Source organism: Caballeronia concitans, from assembly GCF_001544615.1.
GTDB classification, from domain to species: Bacteria; Pseudomonadota; Gammaproteobacteria; order Burkholderiales; family Burkholderiaceae; genus Caballeronia; species Caballeronia concitans.
This window is the reverse complement of record NZ_FCNV02000003.1, coordinates 262,490-286,207: the sequence shown is the minus strand read 5'-3', so window position 1 is coordinate 286,207 and position 23,718 is coordinate 262,490. Positions and strand designations below refer to the sequence as shown.

Below are 23,718 nucleotides of genomic sequence, written 5' to 3'. Positions count from 1 at the left end.
ACGCAGGCCACAAATTTTTTCATCGGCAACGTGCGTTCGCCGGAGCGATCCGCGAGCGCCTCACGGGAGACAGTCGGAGCATGGCGCAGGACACAACTTTTTCCGCATCGCTGGATGCGGGCTTGAGCGGCGCGACCCGCGTGTACTTCATCGTCGGCGATCCGATCGCGCAGGTGCGCTCGCCGTCCGGCGTCACCGCGGCGTTGCGCGCGGCCGGACGCGACGCGATCGTGATTCCGGCGCACGTCGCCCCCGCCGATCTCGACGCGTTCTTCGCGGGCGTCACGCGGATGCAGAACGTCGACGGCCTCATCATCACGGTGCCGCACAAGTTCGACGCAACGCGCTATTGCCGCACGCTCAGCGGCGAATCCGCGTTCCTCGGCGCGACGAACATGCTCAGGCGCAACGCGGACGGCACGTGGCACGGCGGCATGTCCGACGGCGTCGCGATGGTCGCCGCGCTCCGGGATGCGGGCTGCGAGCCTGCGGGAAAGCGCGCGCTTCTGATCGGCGCGGGCGGCGCGGGTTCGGCCATCGGTCATGCGCTCGTCGAGGCAGGCGTGGCGTCGCTCGCCATCCGCGATTTCGACGCCGCGCGCACCGATGCCCTCGCCTCGCGGCTGGCGTCGTTGGGACGCGGCGCGGTCAGCGTCGCCGATGACGCGGGTGCTGAGACCTACGACATCGTCGTGAACGCGTCGCCGGCGGGCATGCGTCCCGGCGATCCGCTGCCGATCGACGTGTCGCGCCTCGCTCGCACGACCTTCGTCGGCGATGTCGTGACCAAGCCGCCGCTTACGCCTTTCATCGAGGCCGCTCGCGCGCGCGGCTGTCCGACCGTCACCGGCACGCAGATGTTTGGCCGCGTGTGCGATGCGATCGTCGACTATCTGCTGAAGGACTGAGCCCGCGCAAAGCCGCGCCGGGAATCGGAGCAATCTGGTTCAAACGCGCCGCGCGATGCTGCACCATAGCGCGGCGCAATCGTCCCCTCGGGAGCGCACGCCGGCCTCGGCATGCATTGGAAGCCGCCCTTTCACGGGCGGCATTTTTTTGTCCGACGCCATGACGCCCACGCCGGCGCGAGAAGAAACGAGGGTCAATCACGGGTCAACGAAGCTCTCATGAATTCCAACCAACGCATCTTCAAACGCGCGGCGCGGGCGGGCGTCGCGGCTGCCGCGCTCACGTTGCTCGCGGCGTGCGCGAGCGGGCCGGGCGCATCGGCCGCTATACCGTCCGATGCCGCGTTTGCCAACGGGCGCGTCGTCGGCAAGCAATATCTGACGACGGTCGTGGCCGGCGCGCCTGCCTCGTCCGGGCCGACAGTCGGCGTGGGTGCGGGCGGTATCGGCGGCGGCGGTGGCGGATGGAGCGGCGTCGGGGCCGGCGCGGGGCTGAGCTTCGATCTCACGAGCCTCTTCGAAAAGAGCCCGGAACAGACGGCACGGGTCTATCGCTACAGCGTTCAGATGCGCGACGGCGCCAGGCGCGACATCGACAGCACGCTGGATCTGCCGGACGGCGCGTGCGTGACGACGATCGATTCGACGCAGCCGGGTTATCCGCGGCTCGTGGCATCGAACGAATGCTGAGTCTTGCCGACGAAAGCGCAACGGTCAGGACCGGCGTTTTGTGGATGCATCTCATGCGTCACGCGCCTATGCGGCGACGTATCCAGCCATCGGCATAATCGGGCCGAAACGAAACGCACTGCTTCAAACAGACGATTGAGCCGGATCAACGCGTTTGCCATACTGACTCGCATCCGGTTGTCTCCTCACGCGTCCGTTCCCCGACCGGGACAGTCTCGCAACAGACGCGCTCTCGCCGCCTTCCCGGGCGGCTTTTTTTTTGCGCAAAGAAAAAGCCGCCGTTCGGAAACGGCGGCTTCGTTGCGGCATCGACTACGACGCGTGGCTTATTGCGGCTCGTACCACGAGTACGTCGGCAGCGACGTCACCGGCGTGCCGATCTGCAAGGTGATATCGCGCAGCGAATTCAGCGTGATATCGCGCGGATCGCCCATGTAGCGGCGCACATCGCCGTTGTCGTTGATGTAGACGACCACATTGCCCTGGAAGCCCGCGACATTCGTGGTGGTCAGCGTCTCACCCCAGATATCGAAGAACTGACCGAGCGTGAAGCGCTTGTCGTTCGGCGTTTCGATGTGGATGATGCCGGTGTTGTCGTGCGTGTGCAGCTCATAGTTGCACGACCCCGGCAGGCCGATGCTCTTCGGCAGCGCGAGCTGTTGCCCGTTGTTGAAGATCGCCAGATGCGAGTGCACGTGGAACGTCTCCGTCATGCCTGCCGCGCAGACCACGCCATCGACCGGCGCCCCGCTGCCGCCCGTCGCGGTCGCGCCGTCCGGCCAGGCCGAGGCGCCGACGACGCCGCCGTACGTCAGTACGGTGGGCGTGGTGTTGAACGGAGGCGGATCGGTCCACGTGTACGTCGGAATCTGCGCGAGCGGCGTGCCGACTTCCAGCGTCACTTCACCGTTGCGCGGCAGCACGAGGCTCGACAGATCGCCGGTGTATTGCGTGAGCGTGCCGCCCGTGTTCACCCATGCCGTGACCGGTCCCGTGATGCCCGCGACGTTCGTCGACGAGAGCGGCTGCCCCCACACGGAGAAGAACTGGCCGAGCGTGTACTGCGTGTTCGTGCTCGCGTCGATGCGGATCTTGCCGCTGGAATCGTCGGTATGGACGGGATAGACGCATCCCTTCTGCACGGCGAGGCTCGAATCCACCGTGCCGATGTTTGCCGGCAGCGCGAGCAGCTTGCCGTTCTGGTAGATGGAAAGATGCGAGTACGTGTACGAAGCGCCTGCCGGTGCGCAAGTGAGCGCGCCCACGGCCTGGCCCGTGCCGCCCGAGGGCGAGCCGGCGGGCCATTGCGCGGCGCCGAGCGTGGTGCCGTCGATGACGGGCGTCGCGGCGGCGAGCGTCGGCGTGGTGTTCGCCGCGGGCGTGCTGGCGCCGGTAGGCGAACCGGCAGTGGTCGGCGAGCTTGCGCCCGTTGCCGGCGCGCTCGACGAGGTCGTGCCGCTATTCGAACCGCTTCCGCCGCCGCCGCAACCGGCGAGCACGGCGAGCGCAGCCGCCGAAGCGATTGCGCTCATCCAATAGGCATACTTTCCTTCTTTCATGTCTCAACTCCGCTTTTTCGTTAATGAAACTCTTCTCGCGAAGCGCGCTTTTTAAACGCACGACGCATTAGACGGCATGCGCATGCATGCCTTGTCTGCGTGAATCGAGCACACTGGCAAAACCCGAGAAACGACATAAGACAGACGAAACGATTCGTTTCGCTCCGGGCGCGGGTCTAATGCACGCAAGTTTTGCCGTGTATGGCGTTGGCATGCGGTCGATTTATCCGATACACGCCGAAGGCCACGGGACAACGCCCTCGCGGGGCGCGGTTAATCTCGACTAAACGATAATTAACGTGATACGCGTTACGGCGGGTAAATCGCCGGTGAGCGAAGCGTAACGTTACAGCTTCGTCATCGCAAGTGGAACTGTCGCGGTATTTCAACGAGAATCCGATTAATCGCGTATTAATCGTTCATATGTTCAGATTAAAACTCACCGGAAGACAAAACAAAGTATTAATCCGCAATTCTTCGGCAAGTGCTAATTGACAGCGCCGACAGCAACATGAAAGCATGCCCGGCGCAGTCTCCACATTCCCGACCGGAGCGCTCGTCATGATCTTCCACGCGTCCATCCCTGCCCGCGATCCGAAGCACGTCGCGCACGTGCTCGCCGAACTGTGGGACGGCTTCGCCGCGCCCTTCTCGCCTTTCCCCGATGCATGGATGGCCGTCGCGGGCGACGATCGCGGCACCATCATCGAGGTCTATCCGGGCGATCGCGTGATCACGCCGGGCGGCGGTCACGAGACGAGCGTGAGTTATGGCGCGGGGTCGATCGAGCGCCCGCAATACAGCGCGTTCCATATGGCGATCGCGACGAAGCTGAGCGCGGCGCAAGTGCTGGCAATCGGCGAGCGCGAAGGATGGCGCGCGGTGCAATGCACGCGCGGCAACGATTTCTTCGATGTGATCGAGTTCTGGGTCGAGAATTCGACGATGCTCGAATTCCTCACGCCCGAGATGCAGGCTCAGTACCTTGCCTTCGCCACGCCGGAGAACTTCAAGGCGATGGCGGCCGCGGCGGTCGCCTGAGTTTGGCGCACGTTCTAGCCACGCCGCACGATCTCGCCGCCCGTCACGCGGATGGCGGGGAAACGGTCCGTCGGCTTCGCTATTTCGTCCTGCGAAGCCACGATCTCCAGTTCGTAGCGGCCCGCGTCGTACGTCGCCTTCACGACCGCGTTGACTGCCGCGAGCGTATGTTCGAGCGCGTTGCGCAGCGAATCGCCGAGCAGCGTGCGCGCGACGAACACCGCGCTCGTCAGGTCGCCGACGCCGACCGGCTGGCGCGCGAACGGATACAACGGACGCTGCACGAACCACGCTTCGCTCGGGCTGACGGCGAGCATGTTGAACGTATCGGCGCGACTGTTGCGATCCAGCAGATGCTTGACGAGCACGATGCGCGGCCCGCGCGCGATCACTTCGCGGCAGGCATCGACGGCTTCTTCCACCGTTTCGATAGTGCGCCCGACGAGTTTTTCGAGTTCGGTGTGGTTGGGCATCATCGCGTCGGCGACTTCGGGCATGGTCGTGACGAGGAAGTCTTCGATGCCCGGCGCCACCGTGCAGCCGCCCGTCATGCCCATGACCGGATCGCAGAAATACAGCGCACGCGGATTCACCGCCTTCACCATCTTCACGATTTCGACGACCGCGCGCCCTTGCTCCGTCGCGCCGAGATAGCCCGACAGCACCGCGTTGCAGCGGCCCAGCACGCCGATCGCGCCGATGCCGTCGATCACGCTTTGCAGCTCGTCGGCATCGAACACGCTGCCGGTCCAGCGGCCGTATTGCGTGTGATTGGAAAACTGCACCGTGTTGAGCGGCCACACGTTGACGCCGAGCCGCCGCATGGGAAACACCGCCGCGCTATTGCCCGCATGCCCGAAGACGACGTGCGACTGGATACTCAGGACGTTATTCATATTGCGATTCCAGGGCGAGGCATGGGCGGTGATGGATGACTGTCGGGCTCGACAGCGAGACGTGCTCCGCGGAATTGCTCCGCGGACGTGCTTCGTATTGTGCCGTGCCGCGACGTAATGCGGCACGGCCCGCTCGTTATAAATTGCGCCAACGCAATCAGCCAGTCGCGCGGCTGCAACAACGCCGCGACGCGCGAGGGCACGGTGCTTGCTCCATGCGTCGCGGATGCGATGCACTCGGCCGCTTTCGGAGAAACCGTCGCGCGCGCCATCGATAAATATTCGAACGACTTCAGTACACGAATCCGAATGCGCGCCGGATAATGCAACGACTGGCAACGACTGCAAGCGCTCGCTTCCGGCGCCCGCGCACAGCCATCACACGAGGACTCCCGCACCACTCACACGACATCAACAGACGCAAGTCAAATCAGGAGCTGACATGGAGACGCCGTCTAAGAATCGCACCGATTTGCAAAAGTCGACCCTCGCAATCGTCCTTGCCGGCGGGCGCGGCACGCGTCTCGGGCCGCTCACGGACAAGCGCGTGAAACCCGCCGTCCATTTTGGCGGCAAGTACCGCATCGTCGATTTCGCGCTGTCCAATTGCCTCAATTCAGGCATCCGCCGTATCGCGGTCGTCACGCAGTACAAGGCGCATTCGCTGTTGCGCCATCTGCAGCGCGGCTGGGGTTTCCTGCGCGGCGAGTTCAACGAGTTCATCGATATCTGGCCGGCGCAGCAGCGCGTCGATTCGAGCTGGTATCGCGGCACCGCCGACGCCGTGTTCCAGAATCTCGACATCATCCGGTCGATCGCGCCGCAGTTCATCATCGTGCTGGCGGGCGATCACGTCTACAAGATGGACTACACGCGCATGGTGCTGGATCACGTCGAAAGCGGCGCGGACTGCACGGTCGGCTGCATCGAAGTGCCGCGCATGGAAGCGACCGCATTCGGCGTGATGCACGTCGACGAAAACCGCCGCGTCACCGACTTCCTCGAAAAGCCCGCCGATCCGCCCGCGATGCCCGGCAAGCCCGATATCGCGCTGGCGAGCATGGGCATCTACGTGTTCAGCGCGAAGTATCTGTATCACCTGCTCGAGGAAAACATCGCGGCGTCGAGCACGGATCACGATTTCGGCAAGGACATCATTCCGCGCGTGGTGACGAGCGGCCGCGCGATCGCGCATCCGTTCAGCATGTCTTGCGTGACGTCCGACGCCGATCCAAACGCACCCGCGTATTGGCGCGATGTCGGCACCGTCGACGCCTACTGGGCGGCAAATCTCGATCTCGCCTCGACCATCCCGCAACTCGATTTGTATGACCGCAACTGGCCGATCTGGACCAACCAGGAACAGTTGCCGCCGGGCAAGTTCGTGCGCGACCTGAACGGCCAGCAAGGCGCGATCACGAATCTGCTCGTGTGCGGCGGCTGCGTGATATCGGGATCGCAGGTATCGAAGTCGGTGTTTTCGTCGGCGGTGCGCGTGCATTCGTTCTGCAACCTCAACGAGGCGGTCCTGTTGCCGCAGGTGACGGTCGGGCCGAGTTGCCGATTGCAGCGCGTCGTGGTCGATCGCGGGTGCACGATACCGGAAGGGCTCGTGATCGGCGAGGATCCGGACGACGACGCCGCGCGCTTCTTCCGCACCGAATCGGGCGTCACGCTGGTCACGCGCGAGGCGCTCGCGAGGCTCGCGCAGCGTTAGCCATCGCAAGCTGCGTGGCCGCAACGTCGTACATGGCCGGAGCACGACGCTCGATCGTCGGTTCCGGCTGATCCTCAATGTGTCCCTGGAGCGCCGATGACCCTTTGCGTGCTGCACGTCGCAGCAGAAATGTTTCCGCTGTTGAAAACCGGCGGCCTCGCCGATGTCGCCGGCGCGTTGCCGCCCGCGCAATCGCAATTGGGCATGGATGTGCGCGTGGTGCTGCCGGGCTTTCCGGCCGTGCTCGCGGGCCTGTCCGATCTGGAGCCGGTCGCCGATCTGGGCGCGGCCTTCGGCGCGGGGCAAGTGCGGCTCGAACGCGGCGTGCTGAAGCCGCATGGCGTCGTGGTGTACGTCGTGCGCGCGGATGCGTTTTACGACCGCCCCGGCAATCCTTATCTCGATGCCGCGCATCGCCCGTATGCGGATAACGATCGCCGCTTCGCGCTGCTCGGCTGGAGCGCGGCGCGCATCGCAACCGGCGCCGATCCCGCGTGGAAGCCGCACATCGTCCACGCGCACGACTGGCACGCGGGCCTCGCGCCCGCCTATTTGCGCGCGTTCGAACGCGGCGGCGCGGCTCGCGTGGCGAGCGTGATGACCGTGCACAACCTCGCGTATCAGGGCGTGTTCCCGGCGTCCGAATTCGGCGTGCTGCAGTTGCCCGGCGACTTCTACGCCGTCGATGGCCTCGAGTTCTACGGCCACGTTTCCTTCCTGAAGGCGGGCCTCTTCTACGCGGACCGCATCACCACGGTCAGCCCGACCTACGCCCGCGAGATTCAGACGCAGGCGCACGGCGCGGGACTGCACGGCCTCTTGCAGACGCGCACGCACGACATCAGCGGCATTCTGAACGGCGTCGACTATACGATCTGGAGCCCGACGATCGACGACGCCATCGCGTCGCGCTACACGGCCGCGAAGCCGTCCGGCAAGAGCAAGTGCAAGACCGCGCTGCAAGAACGCGTGGGCCTCGCGCGCGACGACGACGCCCTGCTCTTCGGCGTCGTCAGCCGTCTGACTGAGCAGAAAGGGCTCGACCTGCTGCTTTCGGCAGTGCCGGATATCGTGCAGCGCGGCGGACAGCTCGTCGTGCTCGGCACCGGCGACCCGGCGCTCGAAACCGGCATGAAGAACGCGGCGGCGGCGCATCCGGGCGCGGTCGCGGTGGTGCTCGGTTTCGACGAAACGCTGTCGCACTCGATCATCGCGGGCAGCGACGTGGTCATGGTGCCGTCGCGCTTCGAGCCGTGCGGACTCACGCAGCTGTACGCGCTCGCCTATGGCGCGTTGCCGCTGGTGCATTGCGTGGGCGGACTGGCCGATACCGTCGTCGATTGCTCGCTCGAAAATCTCGCGGAAGGACTCGCGACCGGCTTCGTGTTCGAGAACTTCGACCGCGCGAGCATCGTCGCGGCCATCCGCCGGGCGTTCGCGCTCAAGGGACGCCGCACCGAATGGAAGGCCGTCGTCAAGCGCGCGATGTGTCAGAGCTTCGGCTGGGAAACGGCGGCGCTGCGGTACGCGGAGGTGTATCAGGGGCTGCTCGCACCCTGAGCCGGGCGCGTCACTTGCTCGCCCGGGGAGATTCACACGACCCCGGGAACAGTCATGCAAAAAGCTCTCGCAGGCCAGATCGCGCTCGTGACGGGCGCGAGTTCGGGAATCGGCGCGGGTGTCGCGAAGGCGCTCGCCGAGGCGGGCGCGCACGTCGCCATCAACTATCACTCGCACGCGGAGCCGGCTGAAAAGCTCGCCGATGAAATCGCGTCGCTCGGCGGCGAAGCTCTTCCGGTCGGCGCGGACGTCTCCGACGAAAACGACGTGGACGCCATGTTCGATGCCGTCGTCAAGCGCTTCGGCACGGTCGATATCGTCGTCGCCAATTCGGGGTTGCAGCAGGACGCGGCGTTCGCCGAGATGTCGCTCGCCGACTGGCGGAAGGTGATCGAAACGAATCTCACGGGCCAATTTCTCACGGCGCAGCGCGCGGTGCGCGAGTTCCAGCGGCGCGGGCCGAGTCCGGTCTCGAAGGCGCTGGGCAAGATCATCTGCATGAGTTCCGTGCACGAAGTCATTCCGTGGGCGGGACACGTGAACTACGCGGCGTCGAAGGGCGGCATTCAGATGATGATGAAATCGCTCGCGCAGGAAGTCGCGCCGCAGCGCATCCGCGTCAACTCGATCGCGCCCGGCGCGATCCGCACGCCGATCAATGAAGCCGCGTGGGCGTCGAAAGAAGCGATGGACCGCCTGCTGACGCTCGTGCCGTACGGACGCATCGGCGAAGTGGACGACATCGGGCGGGCGGCCGTGTGGCTCGCGTCGGATGATAGCGATTACGTGGTCGGCACCACGCTTTTCGTCGATGGCGGCATGACGCTTTATCCCGCGTTCGCCGGCAACGGCTGAACAGCAGCACAACGATAACGGGGGCGAATTTGAAAACAATGGAAGTCGATGTCGCCGTGATCGGCGCGGGCACCGCCGGCATGGCCGCGTTCCGGGCGGCGCGCGATGCGGGCGCGAACGCCGTGCTCATCGAAGGCGGCGAACTCGGAACGACGTGCGCGCGCGTCGGCTGCATGCCGTCGAAGCTGCTGATCGCCGCCGCCAACGGGCTACATGATGCACGCGCGCTCGGGCCGCGCGGCATCGAAGGCGGCGAGGCGCTAGCGGCCGACTCCGCCCGCGTGATGGACTACGTGCGGCGCGAGCGCGATCACTTCGTGGCCGGCGTCATCGAGGAAACGGAGGCGTTTCCCGAAGGCGCGATCCTTCGCGGCGAGGCGCGCTTCGAATCGCCGCAGCGTTTGATGATCGGCCACGACACGCGCGTGGAAGCGAAAAGCGTGGTCATTGCGACGGGCGCATCGTCCGTGGTGCCCGACGAGCTGAAAGTGTTCGGCGACAAGCTGATCACGAGCGACGATCTCTTCGAATTGCGTGCGCTGCCGAAGCGCATTGCCGTGTTCGGCGCGGGACCGCTCGCGCTCGAATTGGGACAGGCGCTCTCGCGGCTGTCGGTCGATGTGTTCATGTTCGGCAAGGGCGGCAGCGTCGCCGCGTTGTCCGATACACCCGTGCGCGATGCGCTCGCCGCCGCGCTCGCCAGCGAGTTCTATTTCGATCCCGACGCGCATATCGACGGCATGTCGCTCGAAAACGGCCAGCCGACGCTGCGCTTTACCTCGCGCGACGGCGAGAAGCGCATCGAGCGTTTCGACCTCGTGCTTGCCGCGACCGGCCGCGCGCCGGATTTGAAGCCGCTGGCGCTGGATCGCGCGGGCATCGAACTGAACGACAAGGGCGTGCCGCTTTTCGACGAAACCACGATGCAGTGCGGCAAAAGTTCGATTTTCATCGCGGGCGATTGCGACGGCACGCGCCCGTGGCTCCACGACGCCGCCGACGAAGGCAAGCTCGCCGGCGACAACGCCGCGCGCTTCCCGGACGTGCAGGCGGTCGAGCGCAAGGTGCCCTTCTCGATCGTGTTCTGCGAGCCGCAGGTGGCGATCGTCGGCGCTTCGTATGACGAACTCGAAAAGCAGATGACCGTGACCGGCGAGGCGTCGTTCGAGACACAGGGCAGAAGCCGCGTGATGCGCCAAAATCGGGGCCTGCTTCACGTCTATGCCGACGCGAAGACCGGCACGCTGCGCGGCGCGCAAGGCTGCGGTCCGGCAATGGAACATCTCGGGCATCTGCTCGCGTGGGCCGTTCAACTGGAACTGACGCTCGACGACATGCTGAAGCTGCCGTTCTATCACCCGGTCGTGGAGGAAGGCTTGCGCACGGCGCTGGAAGATGCCGACAGGAAGTGCTACGCAGAGCGATCCGCGAAGCCGCCCGCGATGCCGAGCGCAGCGGGTTACTGAATCCGCGCGCCGAAAGAAAACTGTCTGGTCAGCCTGATTTCTGCAACCTCGATCGGTGATCTAAGATAGAAGGGCTTGCGCAAATGTATCCGGGCTCGAAATGGGCGCGGATCAAAGCGCCCGGCCCTCGATGAGAAGCCGCACCCAACTGTCCTCAAAAAGGCCTCAGTCTGCAGGACTGGATTTTTTGTCAGGGTTTCAGTTGGGCCGTGAGCCGTTTATCTTCATCACAGGTCAGTGGTCGCAAAAGCAGGCGGGAAAGCTGTTCAGGCGATGGCCGGTTGCGCCCGGTACTCGCCCCCCTTGGCCAGAATCGCCCAGACGATTCTGGCCATTTTGTTGGCAAGTGCGCAGGCGACGACATTGCTGTGACGGCGACGCAGCAGGGCTTGTAGCCAGCGCCCGAGCGCATCCGTTCTGCGCTCGGCGTAACGCATCACCGCACGCGCACCTTGCACGAGCAGACTGCGCAGTGCTTGTTGCCACGCTTGGAGATTCCGAGGAGAGTCGCTCGACCGCCGGTCGAATGCTGGCGCGGCACCAGACCGAGGGATGCGGCGAAGTCACGACCACACTTGAACGCACGCGCGTCGCCGGCCATGGCCAGCAAGCTGCTGGCGGTAATCGGGCCGATGCCCGGAATCGTGAGCAGGCGCTGGCCCGCTTCATCTTCGAGCGTCTGTTGCTTGATTTGCGTCTCAAGCTCGAGGATTTCCTGACTCAACTGCGCGTAGCGCTGATGCAAACGCAGCAACAAGGCCACCATCGTGGGTGGCAGTGCGTGTCTGAGATCATCAAGGAGCACCGGCAGGCGCGTGATGGCCAGCGCACCGATTGGCAAGTCGATACCGAATTCGAGCAGGAAAGCGTGAATCTGATTGCTGGTTGCAGTGCGCTCGCCGACAAGCGATTCGCGCACCCGATGCAGCGCGAGCAGCGTCTGCTGCTCGGCTGTCTTGACTGCGACAAAGCGCATAGAGGGGCGCGAGGCGGCTTCGCAAATGGCTTCGGCGTCGGCGAAGTCAGTCTTATTGCCCTTGACGAACGGCCTGACGAACTGCGGCGCAATCAAGCGAACCTGATGTCCATACGACTGAGCCTTGCGCGCCAGCCAATGCGCGCCAGCGCAAGCTTCCATCGCTAGCACGGCGACCGGACAAGTGGCCAGGCATGTGTAGAGCTGCTTGCGCGTCATCTTCTTGCGCCAAATCTGCGTACCGCGTGCGTCCTGCGCGTGCACGAAGAAACAATGCTTGCCCAGATCAATACCGATGAGCGTCGCGTCCGTCATGATGGCCTCCGGAAAAAGGAAATGGCCCGATCAGCGTAAGCCGATCGGGCCATTTCGGTCAGGCTGACCATCTCATTAAGGCCGGCTGCACGCCGGCCTTCGTCGTTGCAATACCGCCTGAATTAATCAGCTTCCGCCCAAGCCATATTGCAGTGCGAGATCGAAGCCGAGCACGACCATCGAGCAGAAAAGGCCCGCCAGCAGATTCGCCAGCCGATGGCCGACGTCCTTATGCCGCGTCAGCACGGCCCCCGCGAGGAACGCGATTTCCACGATCACCTGCATGGCGAATACGGCGATCATCAACGCGAACTCATAACCCATCGCGTTGAAGTTGGTGAAGTTGAAGCCATTCACCGCGACCCACGACCCCACTCGCCACGCTTCGTATGCCAATAGCAGCAACGGAAAGAAATAGCTGGCGACATAAGTCGGCACGGTGGCGTGCCGCAATTCCATGTTCAAATGACGTGTGACTTGCATCGCGTACTCCTCGTTTGGTCGCCCGAAAGGCCGGGCTTTTCGCCTGCGTCGGAGGCGCGCGTCGCGTCGATTATCAAGGCGCTTAAATCAACGACACACGCGCGTCGTGCTTTCAGAATAGGACATTTTTTTGGAAAGCGAATCATCGTATTCCCGATCATTCCGCCCGATAAGCGAGTCCGCGATGCGTTGTGCAGTGCAGCTTAATAAAAGGGCTAAATACTCATATCGAATCGGCACGCACGTGCGTGCCGTATCACGCACTTATTCTTTTCCGTATAACTTGATAATGCCTGAAAAATCGAGTCCGCCGAGGCCCTGCTGACTCATCGACTGGTACAACTGCTGCGCCAGCGCGCCCATGAAAACAGGCTGCTTCGCGCCGCGCGCGGCATCGACGGCGAGGCCGAGATCCTTGAGCATCAGATCCGCGCCGAAGCCGCCGCTATATCCGCGCGACGCGGGCGCCGTTTCCACGATGCCCGGATACGGATTGCACGTGTCCGCGCTCCAGCATCGCCCGGTCGACGTGTTGATGATGCTCGCCAGCTTCGCCGGATCGATACCGAGCGTTTCCCCCAGTTTCATCGCTTCCGCGACGCCGATCATCGAGACGGCGAGCAGCAGGTTGTTGCATATCTTCGCGATCTGCCCGGTGCCGGTTTCGCCGCAGCGCACCATGTTCTTGCCCATGCCGGCGAGCACCGGGCGCAGCGTTTCGAAGAGCGCCTCGTCCGCGCCGACCATGAAGGTCAGCGTGCCCGCCTGCGCGCCGACGACGCCGCCAGACACCGGCGCATCCGCGAACGGATTGCCGTGCGCGGTGGCCGCCTCGCCGATGAGCTTCGCCGTCGCGGGATCGATCGTGCTGCTGTCCACGAGCGGCACGCCTGCCCGCACGCCCGCGAGCACGCCGTCGTCGTTCAGGTAGACCGCTTTCACGTGCTGCGCGGCGGGCAGCATCGTGATGACGGCTTCCGCGCTTTCCACCGCTTCGCGCGGCGATGCGGCGAGCGTCGCGCCGGCATTTTTCGCGGCATCGAGTGCGGGCGCGGACAAGTCGAAGGCAGTCACGGCGTGCCCCGCTTTCAGGAGATTCGCCGCCATCGGGCCGCCCATGTGGCCTAAGCCGATAAAACCGATTTGCATCGTCGTTTCTCCGTCGTTATCGCAGCGAAATCGTCGTGTTCACGCCGTCGTTCACGGTCGCGTCGTCGAACCAGCGCGCCGTCACGGTCTTCGTCTGCGTGTAGAACTGCACGACCTGCTTGCCGTACGGCCCCAGATCGCCGAGTTTCGAGCCGCGCGAACCCGTGAAGCTGAAGGTCGGCACCGGCACCGGAATCGGAATGTTGATGCCCACCTGGCCGATGTCGATCTCGCTCTGGAACTTGCGCGCCGCCGCCCCGCTCTGCGTGAAAAGCCCTACGCCGTTGCCCATCGGATTGCGGTTGACGAGCGCGATGGCGTCGTCGAGCGTCGGCGCTTCGACGATGCATAGCACCGGCCCGAAAATCTCCGTCCTGTAGATGGTCATGTCGGTGGTGACATCGGAAAAAATCGTCGGCCCGATGAAGTTGCCGTTCTCGTAACCCGACACCGCGATGCCGCGCCCGTCGAGCGCGAGCGTCGCGCCCTCTTCCACGCCCTTCTCGATCAGCCCGAGAATGCGCTCCTTCGCCGTCCGCGACACGACCGGCCCGAGGTCCGCGCCCGCCTCCACGCCCGCGTTGACCTTAAGCGACCGCGCGCGCTCGACCAGGTCCGGCAGCCATTCTTTCGACGCGCCCACGAGCACCACCACCGACGTCGCCATGCAGCGCTGCCCCGCCGCGCCGAAGCCCGCGCCGGCCAGCGCGTTGAGCGTCTGCTCCTTGTTGGCGTCCGGAAGCACGACGGCGTGATTCTTCGCGCCCATCATCGACTGCACGCGCTTGCCGTGCTGGCTCGCAAGGTTGTAGACGTGCGTGCCGACAGTTGTCGAGCCGACGAACGAAATCGCCTTGATATCCGGATGCGTGCAGAGCGCATCGACGACATCCTTGCCGCCGTGCACGACGTTCAGCACGCCCGGCGGCATGCCCGCCTGCATCGCCAGTTCGACGAGTTCCATCGTCGACAGCGGGTCCTGCTCGGACGGCTTCAGCACGAAGGTGTTGCCGCAGACGATCGCCATCGGGAACATCCAGAGCGGGATCATCGCGGGGAAATTGAACGGCGTGATGCCGGCGCAGACGCCGATCGGCTGACGCAGCGTGTACGTATCGACGCCGCCCGCGACGTTCTCCGCGAATTCGCCCTGCTGCAGCGTGCCGATGGAACAGGCGTGCTCGACCACTTCGAGGCCGCGGAAGATGTCGCCTTCGGCATCCGCGAGCGTCTTGCCCTGCTCGGCGGTCAGCGTCTCGGCAATGCGCTTCATGTTCTGCCGGACCAGGTCCTGAAAGCGGAGCATGAGCCGCATGCGCACGCCGAGCGGCGTCGTGCGCCACGTCGCGAAGGCCGCTTGCGCGGAGGCGACGGCGGCGTTCACTTCGTCCGGCGTCGCGAACGGCACGCGGCCCACGACTTCCTGCGTCGCCGGATTGACGATGTCGCGCCAATCGCTCGTCTTCGAATCGACGAACTCGCCGTCGATGAGCAGCTTCGCGGTGCGCACGCGCGCGCGCTGCGCCGGTTGTTCAGCAGCGATATTCACGGATGACTCCTTGGGGGATCAATGCGAAAAAGGAGGGAGCGAAGACGCGCGCGGGAAAGCGCGGTTTGATGAGGCATGTCGTCTCCGTTATGAGTATTCGGCCCGCTATTTGGCAGGCTCGTGACTTTGAGTATAGTTATGCAAAAGTCTGTCAAGGCACGAGAAAAATACCCGATCGATATGCAAAAACGCCCGACGCTCGATCCCGCCAAACTCAACTGGGACGATCTGCGCTATTTCCTCGAAGTCGCCCGCACGCAGCGCGCGAGCGGTGCGGCGAAGCGCCTGGGCGTCGATTACACGACGGTCGCGCGGCGCGTGCGCGCGCTGGAAGATGCGCTCGGCACGCTGCTCTTCGATAAATCGCGCAGCGGCGGTTTCGTGCTGACGGCGGAAGGCCAGCGCCTGCTCGGTTTCGTCGACGCGATGGAAACGACGGTGCAATCCGCCACCGAGCAGATCGCCAATACGGGACACGCGCTCTCGGGGCACGTGCGCGTCGGTTCGACGGAAGGCTTCGGCTGCTTCTTTCTCGCGCCGCAGCTCGCGCGCTTTCAGGACGCGCATCCGAACATATCCATCGATCTGCTACCGGTGCCGCATTTCGTGAGCCTGTCGAAGCGCGAGGCGGATATCGCGGTGACGCTCGAGCGGCCCGAGCAAGGCCAGTACGTCTACACGAAGCTCTGCGACTATCGGCTCAAGCTGTATGCAACGCCCGATTACCTCGCCGCACACGAGCCGATCCGCACACCCGACGATCTGCGCAGCCATCGCTTCGCGAGCTATATCGACGATCTCGCGTTCAGCCACGAACTGCTGTATCTCGAACGCGCGGTGCCCGGCGCAGTGTCGCGCTGGCGCAGCACGAGCGCGATTGCGCAATATCACGCGGCGCTGCAGGGCCGTTCGCTCGCGATCCTGCCGTGCTTCATGGCGTCGCCCGATGCGCGGCTCGTGCCGGTGCTGGCCGATCAGATCGTCGTGACGCGCGCGTTCTTTCTCTCGTGCCGCGAGGACTTGCGCCGGCTGCGGCGCATCACCGCCGTCTGGGACTATCTGCGCGCGGCGGCCGAAGCGAACCGCGCGTTCCTCATGGGCGATGCGCCCGGCATGGCCTGGGTGGACATCAAGCCCGCGTGAGTGAGCGGCGGCGGCGTCGCGCGTAACGCTTTTTGACTTTGTTATCGCGATCAAGTGTTTTAATGCCGCTTTTCGGCGATAAACGCTGTCAGCCCGTCTCACCACTACCCCGTATTACATTGATTCGCTATCCCAATCGATTATCGGCGCACCGCGCGGGTCGCCTCGAATCGCGCTGCTCGCGCCGTGCGTCCCGCTTCGTTCAACCCCGCCACCTTTTCGCCGTCCGCTGATGCCGTTCGTCATCTGGTCCAGGCGGTCGATGTCCAGCCAGCGCATCCGCTTCGTCGAAGCGCGCACGGCGCGCACCATCGCCGTCGTCGCATTGGTGGCGCTTCTGATCGCGGCACTCGCGATCGGCATCGTCATCGGCACGATGTTCGCGCGCACGCATCTCGGCGAGAAGCAGGCGCTCGCGGCGCGGCGTTCCTATGAAATCGAGCAGCTCGGCCGTATCGACGCAAATCTCAGTGCGCTCGGGCCGCGCGTCGCCGCGCTCGCCGCCCAGTTGAGCGAACTGCGCGACTTCGACATCCGGCTGAAAGGCTCGTCGGGCGGCGGCAACGCGCAGGGCGTTCATGATGTGCCGCCGCTGCCGGACAGCCAGGAGCCCGCGACATCGCTCGACGGCGCGGGCGGCCCGGAACTGCCGCCGCGCTTGTGCGAAACGGATCACGCGAGCGAGGGCACGCCGTCGCAACGGCTCAAGCGCGCGGCGAAAGCGGTCGATTGCCTCGACGACACGCTCTCGCAACTCCAGAGCCAGACGGTCGCGCACTACGTCGCGTACATGGCGTTTCCCGGCCGCGACCCCGCGCCGGGCGCGCGCTTCGGCTCGCCGTACGGCAATCGCATCGATCCGTTCACGGGGCACGCCAGTTTTCATCCGGGACTCGATCTCGTCGCGCCCACCGGCACGGCGATTCTCGCGAGCGCGGGCGGACGCGTCGTGCAGGCAGGCGAACGCAACGGCTACGGCAACGCCGTCGATATCCGCCATGCGAACGGCATCGTCACGCGCTACGGACATGCATCGCGCGTGCTCGTGAAGGAAGGCCAGTTCGTGATGCCGGGCGATGAAATCGCCGAAGTCGGATCGACGGGCCGTTCGACCGGGCCGCATCTGCACTTCGAAGTGATCGTCGGCGGCGCGCAGATCGATCCGAAGCCCTATCTCTCGCTCTTCACGCACAAGCCCAATGCGAAAGGCTGATTCAAAACGGGTGTCGCTGAAGCTCACCCAGCATCGTTACTCGCTCACACCGAAGCGCAACGCCGCCTGGCTGCCGGGCGCGATCGCGGCCCTCTGCGCGGTCGGCGCACTCGTCGCGGCGAGCATCGCGCTGAAAAGCTCGCAGGACCAGTCGCGCAGGCTCGACACGCTGTGCGCGCCGCCCGCGTCCGAACAGACGCTGCGCGAGCAACTGGTTCACGCGCAATTCGCACTGGAACAGGAAGCCGCGACGCGCACCGCGCTGGAACAACGCGTCGCGCAAGGCACCGCGCAGATCGAACGATTGCAGACCGATCTCGCTTTCCTCAGGAAGCAACGCTGATTCATCCGGCCATCGTGGCCATGCCGCGCGGCGTGGCCGTTTGAAACCCCTTTGATCGCATCACAAGGATTCGCCATGTTTTCATCGAAGAAAGACCCAAAGAGCGTCAAGTCCGCGAAGCTCTCCACGCTCGTCGCACAGAACGTGCACGTTTCGGGCGATATCGAATTCAGCGAGGGCCTGCGCATGGACGGCCAGGTGACCGGCAACGTCACGGGCCGTCCGGGCGACGAATCGCTGCTCGTCGTGAGCGATCAGGGCGCGATTCACGGCAACGTCAGCGCATACGACGTCATCATCAACGGCCGCGTGGTCGGCGACGTCACGGTCGCGCATTTCGTCGAACTGCAATCGAACGCGCACGTGCACGGCAACATCTTCTATCAGAAGCTGCGCATGGACGTCGGCGCGACGGTCGAAGGCAAGCTGACCAAGCTCGATTCGATGCAGACGGCCCCCGCCGCGCTGCCCGCCGCCGAAGTCGTGCCGGCGCTCGATTACTCCGCAAGCTGAACGTCGCGCGGGGTTGCACGAAGCCCGTTTCACGAGGCAATCCGCTAAGATTTCCCCGATGACGAAGCCACGCGCTCGTAGCCGCCAGGCACGAGCGCGCGGCCCATTACATCGACATAACAAGGGCGCCCCCATGCTCGTCAATTGCGCGGCCTATCAGAACGGCCGGAAGCTCGCGGACGTACATATCGATGATATCAACGCATATCGCGATCTGCCCGACTCTTTCATTTGGGTTGCGCTCAAAGAGCCGGGACCCGGCGAACTCGCGCACATGGCGCAGCAGTTCGGCCTGCACGAACTGGCCGTCGAAGATGCACAGCACGGGCATCAGCGGCCGAAGATCGAGGAATACGGCGATTCGCTCTTCGCCGTGTTTCATACGGTCGAGTTCGACGAAGAAGGCGAATTGCTCGTCGGCGAGATGAACGTATTCGTCGGCAGGAATTACGTCATCTCGGTGCGTAATCGGACGACGCAAGGCTTCCAGGAAGTGCGCAAGCGCTGCGAGCGCGAGCCGCATCTGCTCAAGCACGGTCCGGCGTTCGTCATGTACGCGCTGCTCGATGCCGTCGTCGATCGCTATTTCCCCATTCTCGAAACGCTCGGCGCGGACCTCGACGAAGTCGAAGAGCGCATCTTCGAGCACAACGGATCGGCGGCGTCGCGGGAGATCATCGAGGATTTGTACTCGCTCAAGCGCCGCATGACGCTTTTGCAGCATCACACCGCGCCCTTGCTCGAAGCCGTCAGCAAGCTCTACGGCGGACGGCCGCCCGGCGTCTGCGCGGGCATGCAGGAATATTTCCGCGACGTGTACGACCACTTGCTGCGCATCGTGAAGACCATCGAGGGCCGACGCGAAATGATCGTCACGGCGATTCAGGTCAATCTCGGTCTCATCGCGCTCGCGGAAAGCGAAGTGACCAAGCGCTTAGGCTCGTTCGCGGCGCTCTTCGCCGTGCCGACGATGATCGCCGGCATCTACGGCATGAACTTTCATCGCATTCCGGAACTGGACTGGGCGTACGGCTATCCGGCGTGCATCGGCGTGATGCTGGTCGTCGATGTGCTGTTGTTCCTGCGCTTTAAGAAGGCAGGTTGGTTATAATGGCGACTTCGATGCGAAGTTTGCATCGGTAGTCGAACATTCATAGGGCATCGCGCGGGAACTTTTGCGCGATGTTGTCTGTCTAATCGGACATGTTTGCTGTGATTTACCAAAGCCGCAGTCTTGCAATCTGACTCGGTGGCCGCAGCTAAAAGCAGCAGCAGACACGTTCAATCCTGCAGTCATGCATCACATCGCACGTTGGCAGCCGTGGCATCGCGCCGGACATCACTTCGGAGCGGTTCATGCGCCAATGTCGCCGTCCCGGTCATGCCGGCCAGGGTTCGCCGCCTCACGGTGAACTCCGCAGTTCCGGCCTATGCCGTCAAGCTCAGCACGAGCCTGAAACGAGACGCGGCGCGCTCATTCGAGCGTGCCGGACACGCTTTACATCGCTTCTGACGCATTGCAGCGACGATGCCTTCTGGCGCAGCCGCTCGTGCATCCATCCGCGAAACCGGCGTTGTGTGCCTGCTCGTGTGCCCGCGCGCGTATCGCGTCAAGGCGGGCAATGGATGGATGAATGAGGCAGGCGCAGCACCCTACACCACCTTCAACAGGAGCTCAAATGGCGAAAGAAGAACTCATCGAACTCGATGGCATCGTTGACGAAGTGCTTCCCGACAGCCGCTACCGCGTGACGCTGGACAATGGCGTCGTCGTGGGCGCGTACGCTTCGGGCCGCATGCGCAAGAACCATATCCGCATTCTGGCCGGCGACCGCGTCACGCTGGAGCTGTCCGTGTACGACCTTACGAAAGGCCGCATCAATTTCCGTCACAAGGACGAACGCGCAAGCGGCGGCGGCGGGGCACGCGCACCGATGCGCCGGCGTTAATCCTCAAGCATCTGCAGTTAGCGTCCACCGCTGATCCGAAGGCTGTTTCGAAGCCCCGATCCGCGGCGGGCGACCCCCCGAAGTCTCATCCGCGCGCCGACAAGAGCGCGTTGATCCCCACCGCAAATCCATCGGCGTCGTTCGTCGCCGACACCAGGCTCGCGCGGCTCTGCACGCCTTCCGACGCCTGCCCCATCGCAATCGACACCCCTGCAATATCGAACATCGCGATATCGTTGGTCATGTCGCCGAGCACGGCCACGCGCTCGAGCGGCACGTTCCTGCGCCGCCCGAGCTCGCGCACCGCTTCGCCCTTGTTCGCGAGCAGATGCGTGATGTCGAGGTAATAGCTCTGCGAGCGCGCCGCGTTCGCGCGCCCCTCCAGCCGCCCCTGCAGTTGCTGTTCGACGCGCTCAAGCAACGGCGCATCGGCCGTCGAGCCGACGATCTTGTCGACCGCATCCAGATCCACGTCGTCGAAACGCTGCACGAGCACGCCGTCGTAACCGACCGTGCGACGCTCGCGCGGCACGTACGCGCCGTCCGGATTCGTCAGATACCACACGTCGCCGACGAACACCCACGCATCCACACCCGCCGACGCCAGCGCTTCCAGCGATGTCTGCACCGCGTCGCGCGGCAGCTTGTGCGCGGCGAGCACTTCCCACGTGCGCGGCGCGACGAGATTGCCGCCGTTATACGACGCGTACGGCATGTCGACGGCGAGCGTCTCGACGATATGGCGCATGCCCGCGCCCGGCCGGCTGCTCGCCACCGTGAATTCGACGCCCGCCTCGTGCAGACGGCGCACCGCGTCTTTCGCGGCCTCGCTGATCGACTTGTCGGTGTGAAGCAGCGTGCCGTCGCAATCCGATACGACGAGCTGGACCTGCGCGAGCGCCTCGAAAGCGGCGGCGCCGTCGCCCGTCACGCTATGCAAACCGTATTGGCCATTCGCGTTCATGAAAGCGCTCCTTCGCGCTGATTGAAATGAGGCAATTGACGGGTCTCGCGCACGGAACGCGGATGCCACAGCTTCGCGCCGCCCTCGATGCCCGCCGCGTTCGACACGACCGCCACGTGCGCCGGCAACTTGAATTTCAGATGCGCCGCGTTGCCGCCGCCGATCCACAGTTTGTCGTAGTTCACGAGCGACGCCAGAATGCCGACGATTTTCTCCACGCGCCGGTTCCAGCGCTTGCTGCCGGCCTTTTCGCGCGCCGCGTTGCCGATGTATTCGTCGTAAGTCCGGCCCTTCGAGACCGGATGATGCGCGAGTTCCAGATGCGGCATCAGTTCGCCGTCGCGGAAAAGCGCGGTTCCTGCGCCCGTGCCGAGCGTCAGCACCATCTCGATGCCGCTTCCTTCGATGGCCGCGAGCCCCTGCATTTCCGCGTCGTTGATCATGCGCACGGGCACGCCGCCCAGACGCTGCGCGATCATGTCCGCGAGCGGCACGCGATACCAGTATTCGTTGCCGAGATTCGGCGCGGTCAACACGACGTTCTCGCGCACGACGCCGGGAAAGCCGATCGAGATATGCGTCGGCGGTTCCTCGACGATCGGCGCGACCAGCGTCATCAGCGTATCGACGACGACATCGGGCGTCGCGGGCTTGGGCGTCGGCACGCGCACGCGCTCGCTTTTCATTTCGCCGTCTTCGGAAAGAACGGCGGCCTTCAACCCCGTCCCGCCGATATCGATGGCCAAAATGCGGTCGGCCTTCGGCGCGCCCTTGGCGGTGGACACGCGCGTCCTGTGCTTCGTTCTGGTTTCCGTGCTCACGTTTTTTGTCCTTCTTCGTTGTGTTGATCCGCATCGTCGGTCGGCGAATTCAACGCCCGCCACGCGCGGCCATCCGCAGCGAGCAGGGCATCCGCCGCTTCCGGACCCGCGCTGCCGGCCGCATAGCCGTGCACGGGCAGATCGCCATCCGGATGCAGCACGCGATCCACCACCGCCCACGCCGTCTCGATGCTGTCCGCGCGCTGGAAGAGCGTCGCGTCGCCGAGCATGCAATCGTAGAGCAGCGTTTCGTAGCCGACGTTCGCGCTCGCCGCGAAGAAATCGCCGTAATCGAACGACGAACGCACCGCGCCGATCTCCACCAGCGGGCCGGGCTTTTTCACGTTGAAGTCGAACGTGGTGCCGTGCGCCGGATCGATGCGCAGCGTGTAGACGTTGGGCGTGAGCGCGTCGTTGGGCGTGTCGCGGAAAAGGCGGAACGGCACCGCTTTCAGTTGCACCGATATCTCCGTGCACCGCTCGGCGAGCCGCTTGCCGGTGCGCAGATAGAACGGCACGCCGGCCCATCGCCAATTGTCGACATACACGCGCGCCGCCGCATACGTCTCGACACGGCTGTCCTTCGCGACGCCCGGTTCTTCCCGATACGCGGGCCCCGCCGGACCGGCATCGTACTGGCCGAGCACGACATCGTCGGGGGAAAGCGGCTTCATCGCGTCGAAGACTTCGGCTTTCTTGTCGCGCACGCTTTCGGCATCGAACGAATTCGGCGGCTCCATCGCGACCATGCCGAGCAACTGGAACAGATGATTCGGCACCATGTCGCGGAATGCGCCCGTGTGCTCGTAGAAGCTGCCGCGCCCTTCCACGCCGATGGTTTCCGCCGCCGTGATCTGCACGTGATCGATGTACTCGCGCCGCCAGACAGGCTCGAACATCGCGTTGGCGAAGCGCACGGCGAGAATGCTCTGCACCGTGTCCTTGCCGAGAAAATGATCGATGCGATACACCTGCGACTCGTCCGCGTGCGCGAGGATGCAGCGGTTCAGTTCTTTCGCCGATGCGAGGTCCGTTCCGAACGGCTTCTCGACGACGAGCCGCCTGAACGCGCCGTCCTTCTGTTCGAGCAGGCCGGCGCGGCCGAGATGCTCCGCGATCGGCGCGAAGAACCGCGCGCCCACCGCGAGATAGAACACGACGTTGCCGCTCTTCGCCTTTTCGAGTCGTTCCTTCAGGCGCGTGTAGGTCGCGTCGTCGTCGAATTCGCCCGCGAAGTATTCGAGGCTTCGCGCCACGCGATTCCATGCGTCGTCGTTCAGTTTCGACGTATGGAACGTGCTCGCCTTGTCGGCGGCGAACTTGCGCAGCGACTGCGTCAGATCATCGCGCCATTCGTCTGTTTCGCGCGCGCCATGATTGACGCCGATGACCTGCATGTCGTCGTCGAGCAGGCCATCGGCGGACAGGTTGTAGAGCGCGGGCATCAGGAGCCGCTTCGTGAGATCGCCGCCCGCGCCGAAGATCACCAGCGTGCACGGCGGCGCGCGCCGCTTCGTTTTGCTCGAATCGCTTGACTGCGTGGCTTCATTCGGCATGACGTGAGGTTCCTCATCCTTGTCCGTTGAGCTGAAGCTGGAAAGACCCTTG

Annotated in this window: 21 protein-coding genes and 1 pseudogene; 13 read left to right on the top strand and 9 right to left on the bottom strand. The window is 64.4% G+C overall.

Translation table 11 applies throughout. From position 1 onward, the window contains the following. Positions 1-80 precede the first annotated feature (80 nt). Both AWB72_RS10910 and AWB72_RS10905 read left to right on the top strand, forming a co-directional pair. Positions 81-908 (top strand): shikimate dehydrogenase family protein, encoded by an 828-nt coding sequence (locus AWB72_RS10910; RefSeq protein ID WP_040052204.1) that lies wholly within the window; start codon positions 81-83, stop codon positions 906-908. A gap of 219 nt (positions 909-1,127) precedes the next feature. Beyond that, complete coding sequence (locus tag AWB72_RS10905) at positions 1,128-1,598, top strand: hypothetical protein (RefSeq protein ID WP_040052203.1); 471 nt, start codon at positions 1,128-1,130, stop codon at positions 1,596-1,598. A 326-nt stretch (positions 1,599-1,924) separates the two neighbouring features. On the opposite strand, the gene AWB72_RS10900 is transcribed toward AWB72_RS10905, so the two are convergent. Then, complete coding sequence (locus tag AWB72_RS10900; RefSeq protein WP_244285583.1) at positions 1,925-3,157, bottom strand: hypothetical protein; 1,233 nt, start codon at positions 3,155-3,157, stop codon at positions 1,925-1,927. Positions 3,158-3,718: 561 nt separating this feature from the next. Here AWB72_RS10900 and AWB72_RS10895 point away from each other — a divergent pair. Further along, positions 3,719-4,198: a hypothetical protein gene (locus tag AWB72_RS10895; protein ID WP_040052353.1), complete on the top strand. Its 480-nt coding sequence runs from the start codon at positions 3,719-3,721 to the stop codon at positions 4,196-4,198. Between the two features lie 14 nt (positions 4,199-4,212). Here AWB72_RS10895 and pdxY read toward each other — a convergent pair whose 3' ends face one another. Continuing rightward, positions 4,213-5,094 carry a pyridoxal kinase PdxY gene (gene pdxY / locus AWB72_RS10890; protein ID WP_040052200.1) on the bottom strand — a complete coding sequence of 294 codons (882 nt, stop codon included), beginning with the start codon at positions 5,092-5,094 and terminating at the stop codon, positions 4,213-4,215. 442 nt (positions 5,095-5,536) lie between these two features. On the opposite strand from pdxY, the gene glgC reads away from it, so the two are divergent. The 4 genes from glgC to AWB72_RS10865 all read left to right on the top strand — a co-directional run bounded on the left by glgC (position 5,537) and on the right by AWB72_RS10865 (position 10,692). Further along, entirely contained in the window at positions 5,537-6,811 is a 1,275-nt protein-coding gene (gene glgC / locus AWB72_RS10880) for a glucose-1-phosphate adenylyltransferase (protein ID WP_040052198.1), read from the top strand. Positions 6,812-6,907: 96 nt separating this feature from the next. After that, entirely contained in the window at positions 6,908-8,371 is a 1,464-nt protein-coding gene (gene glgA, locus AWB72_RS10875; protein WP_040052197.1) for a glycogen synthase GlgA, read from the top strand. A 54-nt stretch (positions 8,372-8,425) separates the two neighbouring features. Continuing rightward, on the top strand, positions 8,426-9,226 hold the full coding sequence (locus tag AWB72_RS10870) for an SDR family oxidoreductase (protein WP_040052196.1): 801 nt from the start codon (positions 8,426-8,428) through the stop codon (positions 9,224-9,226). Positions 9,227-9,255: 29 nt separating this feature from the next. Then, on the top strand, positions 9,256-10,692 hold the full coding sequence (locus AWB72_RS10865; RefSeq protein ID WP_040052195.1) for a dihydrolipoyl dehydrogenase: 1,437 nt from the start codon (positions 9,256-9,258) through the stop codon (positions 10,690-10,692). 266 nt (positions 10,693-10,958) lie between these two features. Here the strand turns inward: AWB72_RS10865 and AWB72_RS10860 are convergent. From AWB72_RS10860 to AWB72_RS10845, 4 genes and pseudogenes are all read right to left on the bottom strand, one after another. Then, positions 10,959-11,983: pseudogene (locus tag AWB72_RS10860) on the bottom strand (IS110 family RNA-guided transposase). 126 nt (positions 11,984-12,109) lie between these two features. Beyond that, entirely contained in the window at positions 12,110-12,466 is a 357-nt protein-coding gene (locus tag AWB72_RS10855) for a hypothetical protein (protein WP_040052194.1), read from the bottom strand. A 264-nt stretch (positions 12,467-12,730) separates the two neighbouring features. Beyond that, positions 12,731-13,615, bottom strand: coding sequence for a 3-hydroxyisobutyrate dehydrogenase (gene mmsB, locus AWB72_RS10850; RefSeq protein WP_040052193.1), 885 nt, complete (start codon positions 13,613-13,615; stop codon positions 12,731-12,733). A 16-nt stretch (positions 13,616-13,631) separates the two neighbouring features. Then, on the bottom strand, positions 13,632-15,164 hold the full coding sequence (locus AWB72_RS10845) for a CoA-acylating methylmalonate-semialdehyde dehydrogenase (RefSeq protein WP_040052192.1): 1,533 nt from the start codon (positions 15,162-15,164) through the stop codon (positions 13,632-13,634). A 180-nt stretch (positions 15,165-15,344) separates the two neighbouring features. Between AWB72_RS10845 and AWB72_RS10840 the strand changes: the two genes are divergently transcribed. The 6 genes from AWB72_RS10840 to infA all read left to right on the top strand — a co-directional run bounded on the left by AWB72_RS10840 (position 15,345) and on the right by infA (position 20,325). Next, a complete protein-coding gene (locus tag AWB72_RS10840; protein ID WP_040052191.1) occupies positions 15,345-16,307 on the top strand; it encodes a LysR family transcriptional regulator in 963 nt (320 codons plus the stop codon). Positions 16,308-16,569: 262 nt separating this feature from the next. Continuing rightward, the gene (locus AWB72_RS10835; protein WP_087128090.1) at positions 16,570-17,520 is read left to right on the top strand and encodes a M23 family metallopeptidase; all 951 of its coding nucleotides are present in this window, start codon (positions 16,570-16,572) and stop codon (positions 17,518-17,520) included. Next, on the top strand, positions 17,507-17,863 hold the full coding sequence (locus tag AWB72_RS10830) for a hypothetical protein (protein WP_040052189.1): 357 nt from the start codon (positions 17,507-17,509) through the stop codon (positions 17,861-17,863). Before AWB72_RS10835 ends, AWB72_RS10830 begins: the two co-directional genes overlap by 14 nt. A gap of 75 nt (positions 17,864-17,938) precedes the next feature. Further along, complete coding sequence (locus AWB72_RS10825; RefSeq protein ID WP_040052188.1) at positions 17,939-18,376, top strand: bactofilin family protein; 438 nt, start codon at positions 17,939-17,941, stop codon at positions 18,374-18,376. A gap of 133 nt (positions 18,377-18,509) precedes the next feature. Further along, positions 18,510-19,487, top strand: a complete 978-nt coding sequence (corA, locus tag AWB72_RS10820; protein WP_040052187.1) for a magnesium/cobalt transporter CorA — start codon at positions 18,510-18,512, stop codon at positions 19,485-19,487. 568 nt (positions 19,488-20,055) lie between these two features. After that, positions 20,056-20,325, top strand: a complete 270-nt coding sequence (gene infA, locus AWB72_RS10815; RefSeq protein ID WP_040052186.1) for a translation initiation factor IF-1 — start codon at positions 20,056-20,058, stop codon at positions 20,323-20,325. Positions 20,326-20,410: 85 nt separating this feature from the next. On the opposite strand, the gene AWB72_RS10810 is transcribed toward infA, so the two are convergent. Genes AWB72_RS10810 through zwf form a run of 3 tightly spaced genes read right to left on the bottom strand, consistent with a single transcriptional unit; the run spans position 20,411 to position 23,666 of the window. Beyond that, on the bottom strand, positions 20,411-21,289 hold the full coding sequence (locus tag AWB72_RS10810) for a Cof-type HAD-IIB family hydrolase (RefSeq protein ID WP_052450042.1): 879 nt from the start codon (positions 21,287-21,289) through the stop codon (positions 20,411-20,413). Next, positions 21,286-22,074, bottom strand: coding sequence for an ROK family protein (locus AWB72_RS10805; RefSeq protein WP_040052351.1), 789 nt, complete (start codon positions 22,072-22,074; stop codon positions 21,286-21,288). The genes AWB72_RS10810 and AWB72_RS10805 overlap by 4 nt, the downstream gene beginning before the upstream one ends. Before the next feature lie 32 nt (positions 22,075-22,106). Further along, the gene (zwf, locus tag AWB72_RS10800; protein WP_052450041.1) at positions 22,107-23,666 is read right to left on the bottom strand and encodes a glucose-6-phosphate dehydrogenase; all 1,560 of its coding nucleotides are present in this window, start codon (positions 23,664-23,666) and stop codon (positions 22,107-22,109) included. Between the last annotated feature and the right edge of the window lie 52 nt (positions 23,667-23,718).